This is a genomic window from Phenylobacterium deserti (genome assembly GCF_003254705.1).
Classification (GTDB): Bacteria; Pseudomonadota; Alphaproteobacteria; order Caulobacterales; family Caulobacteraceae; genus Phenylobacterium; species Phenylobacterium deserti.
Genome location: NZ_QFYR01000001.1, coordinates 1782260 through 1794966, shown reverse-complemented (window position 1 = coordinate 1794966; position 12707 = coordinate 1782260). Strand labels below are relative to the sequence as shown.

Annotated in this window: 12 protein-coding genes and 1 pseudogene; 5 read left to right on the top strand and 8 right to left on the bottom strand. The window is 69.3% G+C overall.

What is annotated here, in order from left to right:
* The 5 genes and pseudogenes from DJ018_RS09070 to DJ018_RS09050 form a co-directional block, all read right to left on the bottom strand.
* Positions 1-2916 carry a tetratricopeptide repeat protein gene (locus tag DJ018_RS09070; RefSeq protein WP_111514491.1) on the bottom strand — a complete coding sequence of 972 codons (2916 nt, stop codon included), beginning with the start codon at positions 2914-2916 and terminating at the stop codon, positions 1-3.
* 3 nt (positions 2917-2919) lie between these two features.
* Positions 2920-3708 carry a MotE family protein gene (locus tag DJ018_RS09065; RefSeq protein ID WP_111514748.1) on the bottom strand — a complete coding sequence of 263 codons (789 nt, stop codon included), beginning with the start codon at positions 3706-3708 and terminating at the stop codon, positions 2920-2922.
* A 5-nt stretch (positions 3709-3713) separates the two neighbouring features.
* Positions 3714-4250: a DUF6468 domain-containing protein gene (locus DJ018_RS09060; protein WP_111514490.1), complete on the bottom strand. Its 537-nt coding sequence runs from the start codon at positions 4248-4250 to the stop codon at positions 3714-3716.
* Positions 4247-5233 (bottom strand): annotated as a pseudogene (fliM, locus tag DJ018_RS09055) (flagellar motor switch protein FliM); the annotation flags it as partial. The gene DJ018_RS09060 and the pseudogene fliM, both read right to left, overlap by 4 nt.
* A gap of 108 nt (positions 5234-5341) precedes the next feature.
* Entirely contained in the window at positions 5342-5944 is a 603-nt protein-coding gene (locus DJ018_RS09050) for a flagellar basal body-associated FliL family protein (RefSeq protein WP_111514488.1), read from the bottom strand.
* Between the two features lie 217 nt (positions 5945-6161).
* Here DJ018_RS09050 and flgF point away from each other — a divergent pair, with 217 nt between their 5' ends.
* From flgF to DJ018_RS09025, 5 genes are read left to right on the top strand one after another with little or no spacing between them, the layout of a single operon-like run.
* Positions 6162-6899: a flagellar basal-body rod protein FlgF gene (flgF, locus tag DJ018_RS09045; protein ID WP_111514487.1), complete on the top strand. Its 738-nt coding sequence runs from the start codon at positions 6162-6164 to the stop codon at positions 6897-6899.
* Positions 6900-6910: 11 nt separating this feature from the next.
* On the top strand, positions 6911-7699 hold the full coding sequence (gene flgG, locus DJ018_RS09040) for a flagellar basal-body rod protein FlgG (protein ID WP_111514486.1): 789 nt from the start codon (positions 6911-6913) through the stop codon (positions 7697-7699).
* Positions 7699-8451, top strand: a complete 753-nt coding sequence (flgA, locus tag DJ018_RS09035; RefSeq protein ID WP_111514485.1) for a flagellar basal body P-ring formation chaperone FlgA — start codon at positions 7699-7701, stop codon at positions 8449-8451. The genes flgG and flgA overlap by 1 nt, the downstream gene beginning before the upstream one ends.
* 14 nt (positions 8452-8465) lie before the next feature.
* The gene (gene flgH / locus DJ018_RS09030) at positions 8466-9203 is read left to right on the top strand and encodes a flagellar basal body L-ring protein FlgH (RefSeq protein WP_420849495.1); all 738 of its coding nucleotides are present in this window, start codon (positions 8466-8468) and stop codon (positions 9201-9203) included.
* A 58-nt stretch (positions 9204-9261) separates the two neighbouring features.
* Complete coding sequence (locus tag DJ018_RS09025; RefSeq protein ID WP_111514483.1) at positions 9262-9627, top strand: hypothetical protein; 366 nt, start codon at positions 9262-9264, stop codon at positions 9625-9627.
* Between the two features lie 3 nt (positions 9628-9630).
* Here the strand turns inward: DJ018_RS09025 and dxs are convergent, their stop codons facing one another.
* From dxs to DJ018_RS09010, 3 genes are read right to left on the bottom strand one after another with little or no spacing between them, the layout of a single operon-like run.
* A complete protein-coding gene (gene dxs / locus DJ018_RS09020) occupies positions 9631-11547 on the bottom strand; it encodes a 1-deoxy-D-xylulose-5-phosphate synthase (RefSeq protein WP_111514482.1) in 1917 nt (638 codons plus the stop codon).
* 26 nt (positions 11548-11573) lie between these two features.
* The gene (locus DJ018_RS09015; RefSeq protein WP_111514481.1) at positions 11574-12455 is read right to left on the bottom strand and encodes a polyprenyl synthetase family protein; all 882 of its coding nucleotides are present in this window, start codon (positions 12453-12455) and stop codon (positions 11574-11576) included.
* Positions 12455-12697, bottom strand: coding sequence for an exodeoxyribonuclease VII small subunit (locus DJ018_RS09010; RefSeq protein WP_111514480.1), 243 nt, complete (start codon positions 12695-12697; stop codon positions 12455-12457). The genes DJ018_RS09015 and DJ018_RS09010 overlap by 1 nt, the downstream gene beginning before the upstream one ends.
* Positions 12698-12707: the final 10 nt, after the last annotated feature.

The following is a 12707-nucleotide window of genomic DNA, read 5'->3' as shown; positions in this document are numbered from 1 at the left end:
TCAGCCCTGCGCGGCGGCGGGCGCGGCCTGCGCCTGGCGGGCCGGAGCCCGGGCTGGCGCGGCCGTCGGACGCTGCTGGGTCCGGAACCGCTCCTTCATCTTGGCGACCCAGCCCTCGAACACCTGGGTGTCGGCCGACATGCGGCTGAAGTCGGCGACGCTGAGGGCGCCGCTCGGCTCCCCCGACAGCGCCACCCGTAAGGCGTCCGGATTGTGCGCCCCGTCGAAGAAGCCTTGGTACTGGCCGTGCAGGCGATCCAGCGCCGCCCCGTCGCCGGCGAGGCTGTAGGAAACGCCCGCACGCAGCAGCTTGCCCTCTTCCTCGCTCGAGAGCGGCAAGGGCGACTTCCAGCGCTGCCCCAGCGCCTTTTCGAACAGCGGGCCGGCGGCCGCCCAGTTCTTCTGCTTCCAGGTGATCTCGGCGCGCAGGTCCTGGGCGTCGGGCGAGTTGTCCTTCTCGATGATCTCCAGCGCTGCGTCGTGGCGGTTCAGCGCCGCCCAAGCCCGCGCCTCGATGATCCGGCGCTGAATGTTCAGCGCGGTCGGCAGGATGGTGGTGCGCGAGCTGTTGATCGCCTGCAGCGCCTGCTCCGGCTTGCGGTCCATCAGGTAGATCAGCGCCAGATCCGTGGCCACTTGGGCCTTCGGGACGCCGTCCAACCGGTTGTCGGCCTGGTACTTCAGAAGGTCGGCGGCCTGGTCCAGCAGGTCGACGTCCACCAGCCGGCGCACCAGCTTGCGGACCATCAGGTCGCCGTCGGCCCCGACCGGGGTCAGCTCCTTGAAGTCGTAGAACAGCGCCAGCGACTGGATCGGCTCCAGCCCGTCGGCCAGCCCATCGAGGAACAGCGAGCGGAAAGCGTTGTTCAAGTCGGCCTGCAGCAGCAGGGCTTCCGGCAGGTCCGGCAGCCGCAGCCCCGCCGAACGCAGCGCCTCCAGCGCCTCACGGTAGCGGCCTTGCCCGAGGTACAGTTGCCCGAGCGCGCGGATCGTCTCCAGCTCGGTCGCGTCCCCACGCCAGCGATAGCGCAGCCCGTCGAACTTCTGCGCCGCCTGCACGGGCGTGATCCGATCCGTTTCCAGCTGGATCTGGGTGGCCCGCAGCAAGGCCGGGGCGGCGATGTACTCCTGCGGCGCGCGGCTGATCGCCTGATACATGTTCAGCGCCCGCGACTTGTCGCCCTGCAGCTCGAAAACCCGCGCCTGCACCAGACGCGTGAGCAGCTCTTCCTTCGGGTCGACCTTCTCGGACAGCGCCAGCTTCAGGCGCGCGGCGGCGCCCGCCAGGTCGCCCTGCGCCAAAGCGGCCTCAGCGTCGGCCCGGGCGATCCGCGCCTTCCAAACGGGCGCGAACAGGCTGAACGCCTGCACGCCGCGTGAGAACTGGGTGCGGGCTTCGCTGTGCTGCGCCAGCTGGGAGGCGATGTAGGCGCGCCAAAGCGAGCTGGACGGATCGTCCGACAGCACGGGCGCGGAGAAGTCGAGCTGCGCTTCCTTGAAGCGCCGCGCCATGACGCGGGCGACGCCGCGCAGGCCGCGGAACTCGGCGCTCTCCATCACCTCCGGACGGTCGCGGCCCAGAGCGTTCAGCACCCCGATCGCTTCGAACGACAGCTCCGAGCCCACAAGGAAGCGAGCCAGAGCCATCCGCGCGGCGATGGGCGCATCGTCGCCCTTCGCGCCCGCTTCGGCCGACGCCTTCGCAAGCAAGGTCTCGTAGCGGACAAGGAAGCCGCTCTCGCCCGTCTTGGGCCAGTTCTCGTAATCGATCAGCCCCGGCATGGAGGCGGCCTTCGGTGCGCCCAGCTCGGCCTGCTGCCGCTCCTTGACCGCCCAGGCGGGCGACAGGGTCAGGCCCGCCGTACGGCCGATGGTGACGATGTCGCCTGCCCGCTCGACCCGCAGGTCTTCGACGCGCGACTCCACCGCCAGCCCCTGAACGGTGGGCAGCAGAGCCAGTTGGACGAACTCGCGACGGCTGGCCACGCCCTTGGCCGGACCCAGTGCGGTCACGACGGTGAGCTCGTCGCCGACCATGGGATCGCTCAGCCGGATCGCCCGCGTGGCGCCGGCCAAGGCGGCCTTCAGCACGGCGGGTCCTTCGGTAGCGTCGCGATCCACCTTGACCATGCCGGGCGCGGCCTGGTCGCCTGGCCCGATCGCGAGCGTCCAAGCCGCGCCTTCGGAGACGGCGAACACCGGCGTGTCGCGCGGCACCTGCAGGCGCACGGCGGAGTAGTCCTGCCCGCGGAATGCTTGGGCGTCGCGGAACTGGGTCAGCCCCCGCGGCGCCTTCGAGACGTCCAGCGTAGCCGGCGCATCGAACACCACCCACAGCGCATCGCCCCGGCGGAACACCGCGGCGCCCGCCGGATTGGCCCACTGGAACTTGAACTGCACCTGAGCGCCGGCGATCTCGATCTCCGGACGGACCACACCGCTTGCGGGAACCGGGTTCGGGCGGGGCGCCTCGGGTTTGGCCGGCTCGGCCGCCGCCTCGACCTTCGCCTCTTCAGGCGCCTCCTCGGGCTTCGGTTTCTCGAAGACGTTGACGTAGGTGGCTCCGTCCGCGACGCCCACCTTGGCGTCGGCGTCATCGGCGAGCGTCAGGACCAGCTGCAGCTTGCCGCCGACACGCCGCTTCTCCGCCGTCTTGATCCACTTGGGCGGCGAGGTGCGCAGACGCGCGATATCCGGATCGGCGTCGCGCGGGAAGCTGAAGGTCAGGGTCTGGCCGTCGCGCCGGCTGGCGGGCCGCAGACCATGGAACTCGACACGGGAAAAGGTCTCGGCCTGGGCCACGCGCACGTCGAGCGGCTCGCGAGCAGCAGCCGGGGCCGCCGCGCCAGCCGGCGCAGCCACACCCGCGATGCAGACCGCGGCGACGCCCGAACGCAGCGTCTGGCGCAGGCTCATGCCTTATCCGGCTTTCGGCGCGGCAGGCGCCGCAGGCTTGGGCGCGGCAGCCTGACGGTTGGCGCCAGCGCGCGGCGCGGGCGCGGCGGTGGCGGCCGCCGGGTTAGCCGTGGCGGCGGCGTTCTCCGCCACCTTCTTGGCTTCCGAGAACCGCTTGGCCAGAGCTTCCGTCAGCTTCTTGGCTTCCGCCGGCGGCATCAGGGCGATGATGGCCGACAGCGAGCGCTCCTTCATCTTGGCAGCGATCGGCAGCCGCACGCTGTCATCGAGCATGGTGAAGCGCGGGGCCGCATCCTTAGCCTTCATGCCCTCGAACACCTTCACCAGACGCTCCACCTCCGCCTGCTGTTCGGCGTCGGCCTGGCCCATTAGGCCGGAGATCTCGGTCTTCAGGCCGTTCAGGGTGCGCACCTTGGCGTCGAGCTTGGCTTCCGCAGCGGCCAGGAGGGCGAGTTGGGTGTTCAACTGCTCCTCGCGTTGGTCGAGCTGGCCGCGGCGTTCGCCCAGGCTCTGCAGAACCTGCAGCTCGGCCGGCGACAGCCCGGCTTCCTTGGCCAGTTCCGCAGCCGTGGGCGCGCAGACCGGCGCCTTGGCGGCTGGCGCGGGGGCCTTTGCCGCGGCGTCCTTGGCCTGCGCCTCCGCGGCCGGCGCCTTCTGACCCTTGGCCGGCTCTTCGGCGAAGGCCTTGCCCGCGCCCGCGATCAGATTGGGCAGCCCTTCGGCGCCAGACAGGGCGTTGACCGCCAGGACGCCGCCCATGGCGAGGCCCACCAGAGGCAGGATACGGGGCATGTTCTTCACGAGCGTCCTCCGCGGACAGGCTTGAAGGCGCCGCGCTCGGGCGGGGCGTCCTCGAACAGTTCATCTTCGAAGCTGGGCTTGGGGCGCGACGGCGGCGGGGTGCGCCGCTCGGGCCGGCTGCGCGCTTCCCGCGCGGCGGCGAGCAGGGCGCCCAGGCGACGCTCCTGCGCGCGATCGTCCTCGTCCTCACGCTCCGGCTCAAGGGCGGCTGCGCTTGTACGCACCGCGCCGCTGCGGGCCGGCGTCATGCCTTGCCCTTGCTCCACGAGCCGCTCGAGCTTGGTCGCAAGCGCCCGGCCCTTCTCGATGCGGTCAGCGAGCACGTCGGTGGCTTCGTCGGTGGCGGCGCGCAGGTCGGCGAGGCCCTGTTCGGCCCGCAGGGCGGCAGCGTTCAGCTCACGAACCGCGATGGCGAAGCCGTCATGGCTGTCGCGCAGGGCCTTGAGCCGGCGGTTCAGCCGCCATCCCATGCTGAGGGCCGCCAGCAGAAGGGCGACCAGCACAAGGTTCATGATCAGGCCGGCGATGGTCATGCCAACCTCTGTACGGCGCTGCGGGCATGCGCCGACAGCGGCGCGTCGACGCGGACGGCGATGTGCGAATTGCGGCGCCCCATGCGTCCGTGGGTGAGCGGAATCGCGCCCGCCCGCAACTCGACCGGAGAGTCCGGGCCGGCGTTCAGCATCAGAGTGTCGCCAACCTTCAGGTCCAACACCTGCTTCAGGCTGACCTGCTGCTCGTCCAGCACGGCGCGCACTTCCATGTTGGTGGTCCACAGCTCGGTGGCGAGGTGGCTTTCCCAGATGTTGTCGCGTCCGAACTTCTCACCCATGAACTGCTGCAGCAGCATCTTCCGGATGGGCTCGAGCGTGGCGTAGGGCAGCAGCAGCTCGATGCGCCCGCCGCGGTCTTCCATGTCGATGCGCAGCTTCACCAGGATGGCGGCGTTGGCCGGCCGGGCGATGGCCGCGAAACGGGGATTGGTCTCCAGGCGGTCCAGGGCGAAGGTCACCGGCGTCAGCGGCTCGAACGCTTCCCGGGCGTCGGCCAGCACCACCTCGACCATCCGCTGGACCAGCACCCGTTCGATGGTGGTGTAGGGACGGCCCTCGATGCGCATGGCGGCAGTGCCGCGCCGGCCGCCCAGCAGCACGTCGACGATCGAGTAGATCAGGTTGGAATCGACCGTCAGCAGGCCGTAGTTGTTCAGCTCCACCGCACGGAACACCGACAGGATCGCAGGCAGCGGGATGGAGTTCAGGTAGTCGCCGAAGCGGATCGACGAGATGTTGTCGAGGCTGACCTCGACGTTGTCCGACGTGAAGTTCCGCAGTGAGGTGGTCATCAACCGCACCAGGCGGTCGAAGACGATCTCCAGCATCGGCAGGCGCTCGTACGAGACCAGCGCGGAGTTGATGATGGCGCGGATGCCGGTCCGCTCATTGGCCTCGTCCTCCGAAAGGTCGAAGCCCAGAAGGCTGTCGATTTCGTCCTGGTTGAGGATCCGCTCGGACGCCATCGTCTCCGACGCGCTCGACGGCGTCGGGGCGTTCCAGCCCTCGCCTTCCAGGTTGTTCTCGTTGTCGTCGGCCATGGGATTTCGCGTTCAGCCAGACCTTGCGGCCTAGTTGATCAGCATCTCCTCGATCAGCACGGCGTTGGCCTTCGAGGGGGCGAGGGTCAGGTTCACCCGGCGCAGGATCTCCATGCGGAGCTGGTAGGAGCCCTGACTGCCCTGGAGGTCCTCGGGGCGAAGCTCGCGCAGGAAGGTTTGGAACATGTCCTGCAGGCGAGGCATGTTCGGCTCCAGCGCCTCCACGGCCTCTTCGTCAGGCATTTCCAGCGTCAGCTTCAGCTTCAGGAAGGTCGGCCGGCCATCGGCCGTCTGCATGTTCACCACCACGTCGGGCAAGGTGTAGAACAGCACGCCGTCAGGGCCCTCGCGGACTTGGGCCGCCTCGCCGCCCTCGCCTTCCTTGCCGCCCTTCTCCTTCTTTTCCTTCTTCTTCTTTTCCGGTTTGTGGCCCTTCTCGGCGCCATGCGCCTCCGCCGGCTTCGGCTTGAGGAAGATGAAGGCGGCTGCGCCGCCGCCGCCGAGCACGACAAGCACCGCCGCGCCGATAATGATCAGCAGCTTGAGCGGAAGCTTCTTCTTGGCAGGCGCACCCTCGCCGTCTTCGCCGCCTTCGGCGTCGGCGGGTGCTTCCTTGACCTTGCTTTCGGCCACGCGCGCGTTCCTTGGAATCCTAGCCCCGTCTCATTCGCGCCTGTTTGGTTAAGACGGCGTTATTAACCGGTCTTAACGGCGGCCGAAGCTGCCCGGCCAATTTTGCCGGGAGGCGCCCGTTAACCATTCTAACGCTTGGAAATGCTGCGCTTTTCGCGCTGGCCCGACCCTTGCAGAGCATGCGGCGAAAAGTGTCGCGGCCTCAAGGCAGCTGTTAATGGACAACACCCTCTTCGTCGGACTGTCGCGCCAGATGGTGCTGCGTCGCGAGATGGACATCATCGCGAACAACATCGCGAACGCCGACACGTCGGGCTTCAAGGTCGAGTCGCTGATGACCAAGACCGAGCCCAAGGCGCCGGCCACGACCTTTGGCGCGCCGCCGCCGGTCAAGTTCGTCACCTCCGACGGCGTCGCCCGCGACTTCAGCCAGGGCGCGCTGCGCCGCACCGACGCCCCGTTCGACGTCGCGATCGAGGGCGAAGGCTTCTTCCGGGTCAACGGCCCCGAGGGCGAACGCTACACCCGTGACGGCCGCTTCCGCATGGACGAGGGCGGCCGCCTCGTGACCGACAACGGCTCTGCCGTGGCCGATGACGGCGGCGGCGAGATCGTGATCGACCCCGAACAGGGCGCCGTCAGCATCTCGCAGGACGGGGTAGTCAGCCAGAACAACCAGCGGATCGGCAAGATCGGCGTGTTCGGCTTCGACAACCTCTCCACGCTCGAGAAGACGGGCGACAACCAGTACCGCAACACCTCGAACCAGCTGGCAGCGCCGGTCACGACGGCCAAGCTGCGTCAGGGGATGCTTGAAGGGTCTAACGTCCGTCCGATCCTCGAGATCACCCGGATGATCGAAGTCAGCCGGGCCTACGAGTCGATGGCCCGCCTCATGGAATCGAACAGCGAACTGTCCAAATCCGCCGTCCAGCGGATGGGGCGGATCCAGTAGGAGTTTAAGCGATGCAAGCTCTCCGCACCGCGGCGACGGGCATGGCCGCCCAGCAGCTGAACGTCGAGGTCATCTCGAACAACATCGCCAACATGAACACGGTGGCGTTCAAGCGTCAGCGCGCCGAGTTCCAGGACCTGTTGTACCAAACCCTCGAAAGCGCCGGGGCGCAGTCGTCGGACCAGGGCACGATCGTGCCGACCGGCGTGCAGGTGGGCGCGGGCGTGAAAGCCGGCAGCGTCTATCGCATCTCCACCCAAGGGGCGATGACCCGGACGGACAACTCGCTGGACCTGGCGATCAACGGCCGCGGCTACTTCCAGGTGCTGCTGCCCAGCGGAGAGATCGGCTACAGCCGCGCCGGCAACCTGTCGGTCAACGACCAAGGCCAGCTGGTCACCCAGGACGGCTACCAGATCCAGCCGGCCATCGCGATCCCGCAGGACGCCACCGGCATCACCATCTCCAAGGGCGGCCAGGTCCAGGTGCTGCAGGCTGGGCAAACCTTGCCGGCCCAGGTGGGCCAGCTGGAGCTCGTCAGCTTCATCAACGAGGGCGGCCTGTCGGCCCAAGGCGGAAACCTGTTCAAGGAAACCGCCGCCTCCGGTCCGCCCACGGCCGGCCTGCCGGGCGTCCAAGGCCTGGGCGAGCTTCTGCAGGGCTACACCGAGGCTTCCAACGTCGACGCCGTCAGCGAGATCAGCGCCCTGATCGTCGCCCAGCGCGCCTACGAGATGAACTCCAAGGTGATCTCCACCGCCGACAGCATGCTGGGCGTAGCCAACCAGGTGAAGTCGTGATGAAGCGCCTCCTGCTTCTGGCCGCCTGCGCCGTCCTCGCGACCCCGGCGCTGGCCGGCACGCCCGTGACCCTGAAGGCCGACACCTCCGACGCCGACGGCGTGGTCACCCTGGGCGACCTGTTCGACGGGGCCGGCGCCGCCGCCGCGCGGCCGGTGGCGACGCGCACGGGCGCCAGCCTGGTGCTGAACGCCGCCGCCGTGCAGATGGCCGCGCGCCGCGCCGGCCTCGACTGGGCCAACGCCGAGGGCTTCAAGACCCTGGTGGTGCGCGGCCCGCAAACCGCGGCCGCAACCGGCCTTGGTCCCGCGGGCGCTCCGGCCGCCCGCGGCAATGTCGAGGTGCTGACCTGGGCTCGCAGCCTGGCCGCCGGCGAGGTCGTCCAACCCACCGACCTGGTGTGGGGCAAGGCGGTCGCAGCTCCAGCGGACGCGCCTTCGGACGCTGACGCGATCATCGGCCTCGCCGCCCGCCGCCCGCTTCGCGCCGGCGCGGTGGTCGCGCAGCGCGACGTCGCCGCCCAGGTGATCCGGGCCAACGACCTTGTCACGGTGGTGTTCGAAGCCGACGGCATCTCCCTGTCCCTGCAAGGCAAGGCCATGACGGCCGGCGCCGTGGGCGAGGCGATCAGCGTCCAGAACCCCGCCTCCAAGAAGATCCTGCAGGCCGTGGTGACCGGTCCCGGCCAGGCGGCCGTGGGTCCCGCCGCCATCCCCGCCTCGCGCTCCACCACCCGCTACGCCGCCCGCTGAAGGAAGCCTTCGTGATGCGTATCCGTCTTCTCGCCCTCGCCGCCTTCCTGCCGCTCGGCGCCTGCTCCACGGCCGCCGAGGCCATCCGCGGTCCCGAGCTCGCTCCCGTCGGCTATCCCGCCGCCCTGGTCCCGCGCGAGCAGGCGATCATGCCGCTGTCCGCCTCGCGTGATCCGAACCCGGGTCCGGCCGGCGCAAACACCCTGTGGCGCGTCGGCGCTCGGGCCTTCTTCGCCGACCAGCGGGCCAACCGCGTGGGCGACATCCTGACCGTCAACATCGACATCGACGACCAAGCCAAAACGATCAACACCTCGACCAGCTCGCGCAACTCGACGCTGACGGCGGGCGTGCCGCACTTCCTTGGCCTGGAGTCCAGCCTGGGCAAGGTGCTGCCGGGCGGCTTCGATCCGGCCAACGCGATCGAGACGGCCTCCAAGACCGCCAACACCGGCTCCGGCGCTGTGAACCGCTCCGAGAAGATCAGCCTGACCATCGCCGCGGTGGTCACCACCGTGCTGCCGAACGGCAATCTGGTGATCCAAGGCACCCAGGAAGTGCGCACCAACGCCGAACTTCGCCAGCTGACCGTCGCCGGCATCGTGCGTCCGGAGGACATCTCCAGCGCCAACACCATCCGCCACACGCAAATCGCCGAAGCTCGCATCAGCTACGGCGGCCGTGGCGACATCAGCCGCGTTCAGAAGACCCCGGCCGGCCAGTCGCTGGTCGAGCGCTTCTCACCTTTCTGATTTCGTTGGTGAACTGCGCCGCCTGGACGGCGTTTCCTTCTCGGAGGGAGCGCCAGCCATGCGACGCAGAGCCATCTTCAGCCTGATCGGCATCGTCAGCCTGGCGGCCTGCGCCCACCAGCCCGCGCCGCAAGCCCTGCCGGGCATGGCTTGGTCCCTGAACAACGTCGAAGGGGAAGGCGCCAAGCTCGCGTTCGGGGCGCCGAACAGCGACAACGTCGCCCTGATGCTGGTATGCCAGCCTGGCTCCAATCGCATCGAGGTCTTCGGTCCCGCGGCCGACACGACGGTGGAGCTCACGCCTGCCGACCCGTCGATCTCGACCTTCGCCAAGACCGGGCAGGCGCGGTTCAGCAAAGGGCTTCACGCTCCTGCCGCGCCGCGCGAGACCGCCGCTCAGTTCGTGGCGAGCTGCCGGGCCTGAGGATCAGGCCCGCAGGCCCGCCGCGGCCGCCGCATCCAGGCCCAGCGTCTTGATGGCGGTGCGGACGATGCCTTCCGCGTCCAGCCCCGCCTCCGCGTACTGAAGCTCCGGCTTGTCGTGCTCTTGGAAGGCGTCCGGCAGCACCAGGGTGCGAACCTTCAGGCCGCGGTCCAGCGCCCCGTGCTCGGCCAGGGCGTGCAGCACAAAAGCGCCGAAACCGCCCACCGAGCCTTCTTCCACCGTGATCAGCGCCTCGTGCTCGCGCGCCAGGCGCAGCAGCAGGTCGATGTCCAGCGGCTTGGCGAAGCGCGCGTCGGCCACGGTCGCGGACAAGCCGCGCGCCGCTAGCATGTCGGCGGCCTTGAGGCTCTCCTGCAGGCGCGTGCCGAAGGACAGGATGGCCAGCGCCGTGCCTTCGCGCACGATGCGGCCCTTGCCGATCTCCCACGGCTGAGCCATCGCCGGGATCTCAACCCCAACGCCCTCGCCCCGCGGATAGCGGAATGCGCTGGGCGCATCGTCGATGGCCACAGCGGTGGCGACCGCATGGGCCAGCTCGGCCTCGTCGGACGGGCCCATCAGGACCATGCCGGGCAGCGCGCCCATGAAGCCGATGTCGAACGAGCCAGCGTGGGTCGAGCCGTCGGCGCCCACCAAGCCCGCCCGGTCCATTGCGAAGCGCACCGGCAGCTTCTGGATGGCCACGTCGTGGACCACCTGGTCGTAGCCGCGCTGAAGGAAGGTCGAGTAGATCGCGCAGAACGGCTTCATGCCGTCGGCCGCCAAGCCCGCGGCGAAGGTCACCGCGTGCTGTTCGGCGATGCCGACGTCGAAGGTGCGCTCCGGGAAACGCGCGCCGAACAGGTCCAGGCCCGTGCCGGCCGGCATGGCGGCGGTGATCGCAACGATCTTCGGATCGACCTGCCCGTGCTTGACCAGCTCCTCGGCGAACACCCGCGTATAGCTGGGCGCGTTGGTCTGGCCCTTGGCCTGCTTTCCGGTGACCACGTCGAACTTGACCACGCCGTGGTACTTGTCGGCCGCGTTCTCGGCCGGGCCATAGCCTTTGCCCTTCTGCGTCACCACGTGGACGAGCACAGGCTTGTCGTCGATGTTGCGGGCGTTCTGCAGGACGTGCACCAGCGCATCCATGTCGTGCCCGTCGATCGGCCCCACGTAGTAGAAGCCCAGCTCCTCGAAGAAGGTGCCGCCGGTGACCATGCCCCGGGCATACTCCTCGGCCTTGCGGGCGGCTTCCTGCAGCGGCCGCGGCAGCGCCTTGGCCACCGACTTGCCCAGGTTGCGGATCGAGCGATAGCCGTCGCCGGACACCAGCCGCGCCATGTAGGCGCTCATCCCGCCCACGGGAGGGGCGATGGACATGTCGTTGTCGTTCAGGATGACGGTGAGCTGCCGGGTCGTCTCGGCGGCGTTGTTCATGGCCTCATAGGCCATGCCGGCGCTCATGGAGCCGTCGCCGATCACCGCCACGACCTTGTTGTCGCGACCTTCGCGGTCGCGCGCCGCCGCAAAGCCCAGGGCCGCGGAGATGGAGGTCGCCGCGTGCGCCGCGCCGAACGGGTCGTATTCGCTTTCCGTCCGCTTGGTGAAGCCGGACAGCCCGCCGCCCTGTCGCAGGGTGCGGATGCGGTCGCGCCGCCCGGTCAGGATCTTGTGCGGATAGGCCTGGTGCCCGACGTCCCAGATCAGGATGTCCTTGGGCGTCTCATAGACGTGGTGCAGGGCGACGGTCAGCTCGACCACGCCCAGGCCGGCGCCCAAGTGGCCCCCGGTCTGGGAGACGGCGTCGATGGTCTCGAGCCGCAGCTCGTCGGCCAGCTGCTGCAGCTGCGCTACCGACAACCCCCGCGTGTCGGCGGGCGAGTTGACGGTGTCGAGCAGGGGCGTGATCGGGGGCATAACGCAGACCTTGGGAATGCGCGGAATTACTTCCGGCGCTCTAACACGAAATCGACGCTCGCCCGCAGGAATTCGGCCGAGGTCCCGAACACGTCCAGGTGGGCTTTGGTCTGGTCTGTCAGCAGGGCGAGCCGCTCGCGCGCGGCGTCGGCGCCCAGCAGGGTGACGTAGTTGGCCTTGCCCTTGGCCGCGTCCTTGCCGGCTTTCTTGCCGAGGTCCGCCTCGGTGCCTTCCAGGTCCAGCAGGTCGTCGACGATCTGATAGGCGAGCCCCAGGTCCTGGGCGAAGGCCAGCAGCGCATGGCGCTCGGCCTCGCTGGCGCGGGCGATCACCAGGGGCAGCTCGAAGGCGCAGGCGATCAGCGCCCCCGTCTTCAGGCGCTGCATGCGGGCCACCGCGCCCAGGTCGTCGCGCACGCCCATGAGGTCGATCATCTGGCCGCCGCACATCCCGCGGGCGCCGCTGGCCTGCGCCAGGCGCAGCACCATCTCGGCGCGCACCGAGCCGTCCTTGTGGGTGTCAGGATGGGCCAGGATCTCGAAGGCGGCGGTCTGCAGGGAGTCCCCCGCCAGGATCGCCGTGGCCTCATCATAGGCGATGTGCACCGTCGGACGGCCACGGCGCATGTCGTCGTCGTCCATCGCCGGCAGGTCGTCGTGGATCAGGCTGTAGGCGTGAACGCACTCCAGCGCGCAGGCCGCGCGCAGCACCGCCCGCTCCTCCAGGTCGAAGATGCGGCCGGTTTCCAGCGCGAAGAACGGGCGCAGGCGCTTGCCGGGGCCCAGCGCCGCATAGCGCATGGCTTCGGTCAGGCGCGACTCCGGCCCGTCCGCCCGCGGCAGCAGCTCGTCCAGCGCCACGGTGACGAGGTCGGCCGCCTCTTGGACCCGATGGGAAAGCGCCAGCATCAGCTGAACTCGGCGGGTTCGACCCCCTGGGCCCCGCCGGCGCCCATGACGATCTTCTCGACCCGCAGGCGCGCCGCCTCCAGCCGCTTCTCGCAGTGCGCCTTCAGGGCAGCGCCGCGCTCGTACATGCGAATGGAGTCCTCCAGCGGCGCCTGGCCGGATTCCAGGCGCGCAACGATCTGCTCGAGTTCGGCAAGCGCCTGCTCGAACGTCATGCCTTCAATGTCGGGGGCTTCGGACATGAGCTGAACC

Excerpts from the sequence above, each read along its gene's own strand:
- DJ018_RS09015 (WP_111514481.1), bottom strand. The coding sequence starts at position 12,455 with ATGCTGGCGCTTTCCCATCGGGTCCAAGAGGCGGCCGACCTCGTCACC.
- DJ018_RS09010 (WP_111514480.1), bottom strand. The coding sequence starts at position 12,697 with ATGTCCGAAGCCCCCGACATTGAAGGCATGACGTTCGAGCAGGCGCTT.
- flgH (WP_420849495.1), top strand. The coding sequence starts at position 8,466 with ATGCGTATCCGTCTTCTCGCCCTCGCCGCCTTCCTGCCGCTCGGCGCC.
- flgF (WP_111514487.1), top strand. The coding sequence starts at position 6,162 with ATGGACAACACCCTCTTCGTCGGACTGTCGCGCCAGATGGTGCTGCGT.
- flgG (WP_111514486.1), top strand. The coding sequence starts at position 6,911 with ATGCAAGCTCTCCGCACCGCGGCGACGGGCATGGCCGCCCAGCAGCTG.
- DJ018_RS09070 (WP_111514491.1), bottom strand. The coding sequence starts at position 2,916 with ATGAGCCTGCGCCAGACGCTGCGTTCGGGCGTCGCCGCGGTCTGCATC.
- DJ018_RS09025 (WP_111514483.1), top strand. The coding sequence starts at position 9,262 with ATGCGACGCAGAGCCATCTTCAGCCTGATCGGCATCGTCAGCCTGGCG.
- dxs (WP_111514482.1), bottom strand. The coding sequence starts at position 11,547 with ATGCCCCCGATCACGCCCCTGCTCGACACCGTCAACTCGCCCGCCGAC.
- DJ018_RS09060 (WP_111514490.1), bottom strand. The coding sequence starts at position 4,250 with ATGACCATCGCCGGCCTGATCATGAACCTTGTGCTGGTCGCCCTTCTG.
- DJ018_RS09065 (WP_111514748.1), bottom strand. The coding sequence starts at position 3,708 with ATGCCCCGTATCCTGCCTCTGGTGGGCCTCGCCATGGGCGGCGTCCTG.
- flgA (WP_111514485.1), top strand. The coding sequence starts at position 7,699 with ATGAAGCGCCTCCTGCTTCTGGCCGCCTGCGCCGTCCTCGCGACCCCG.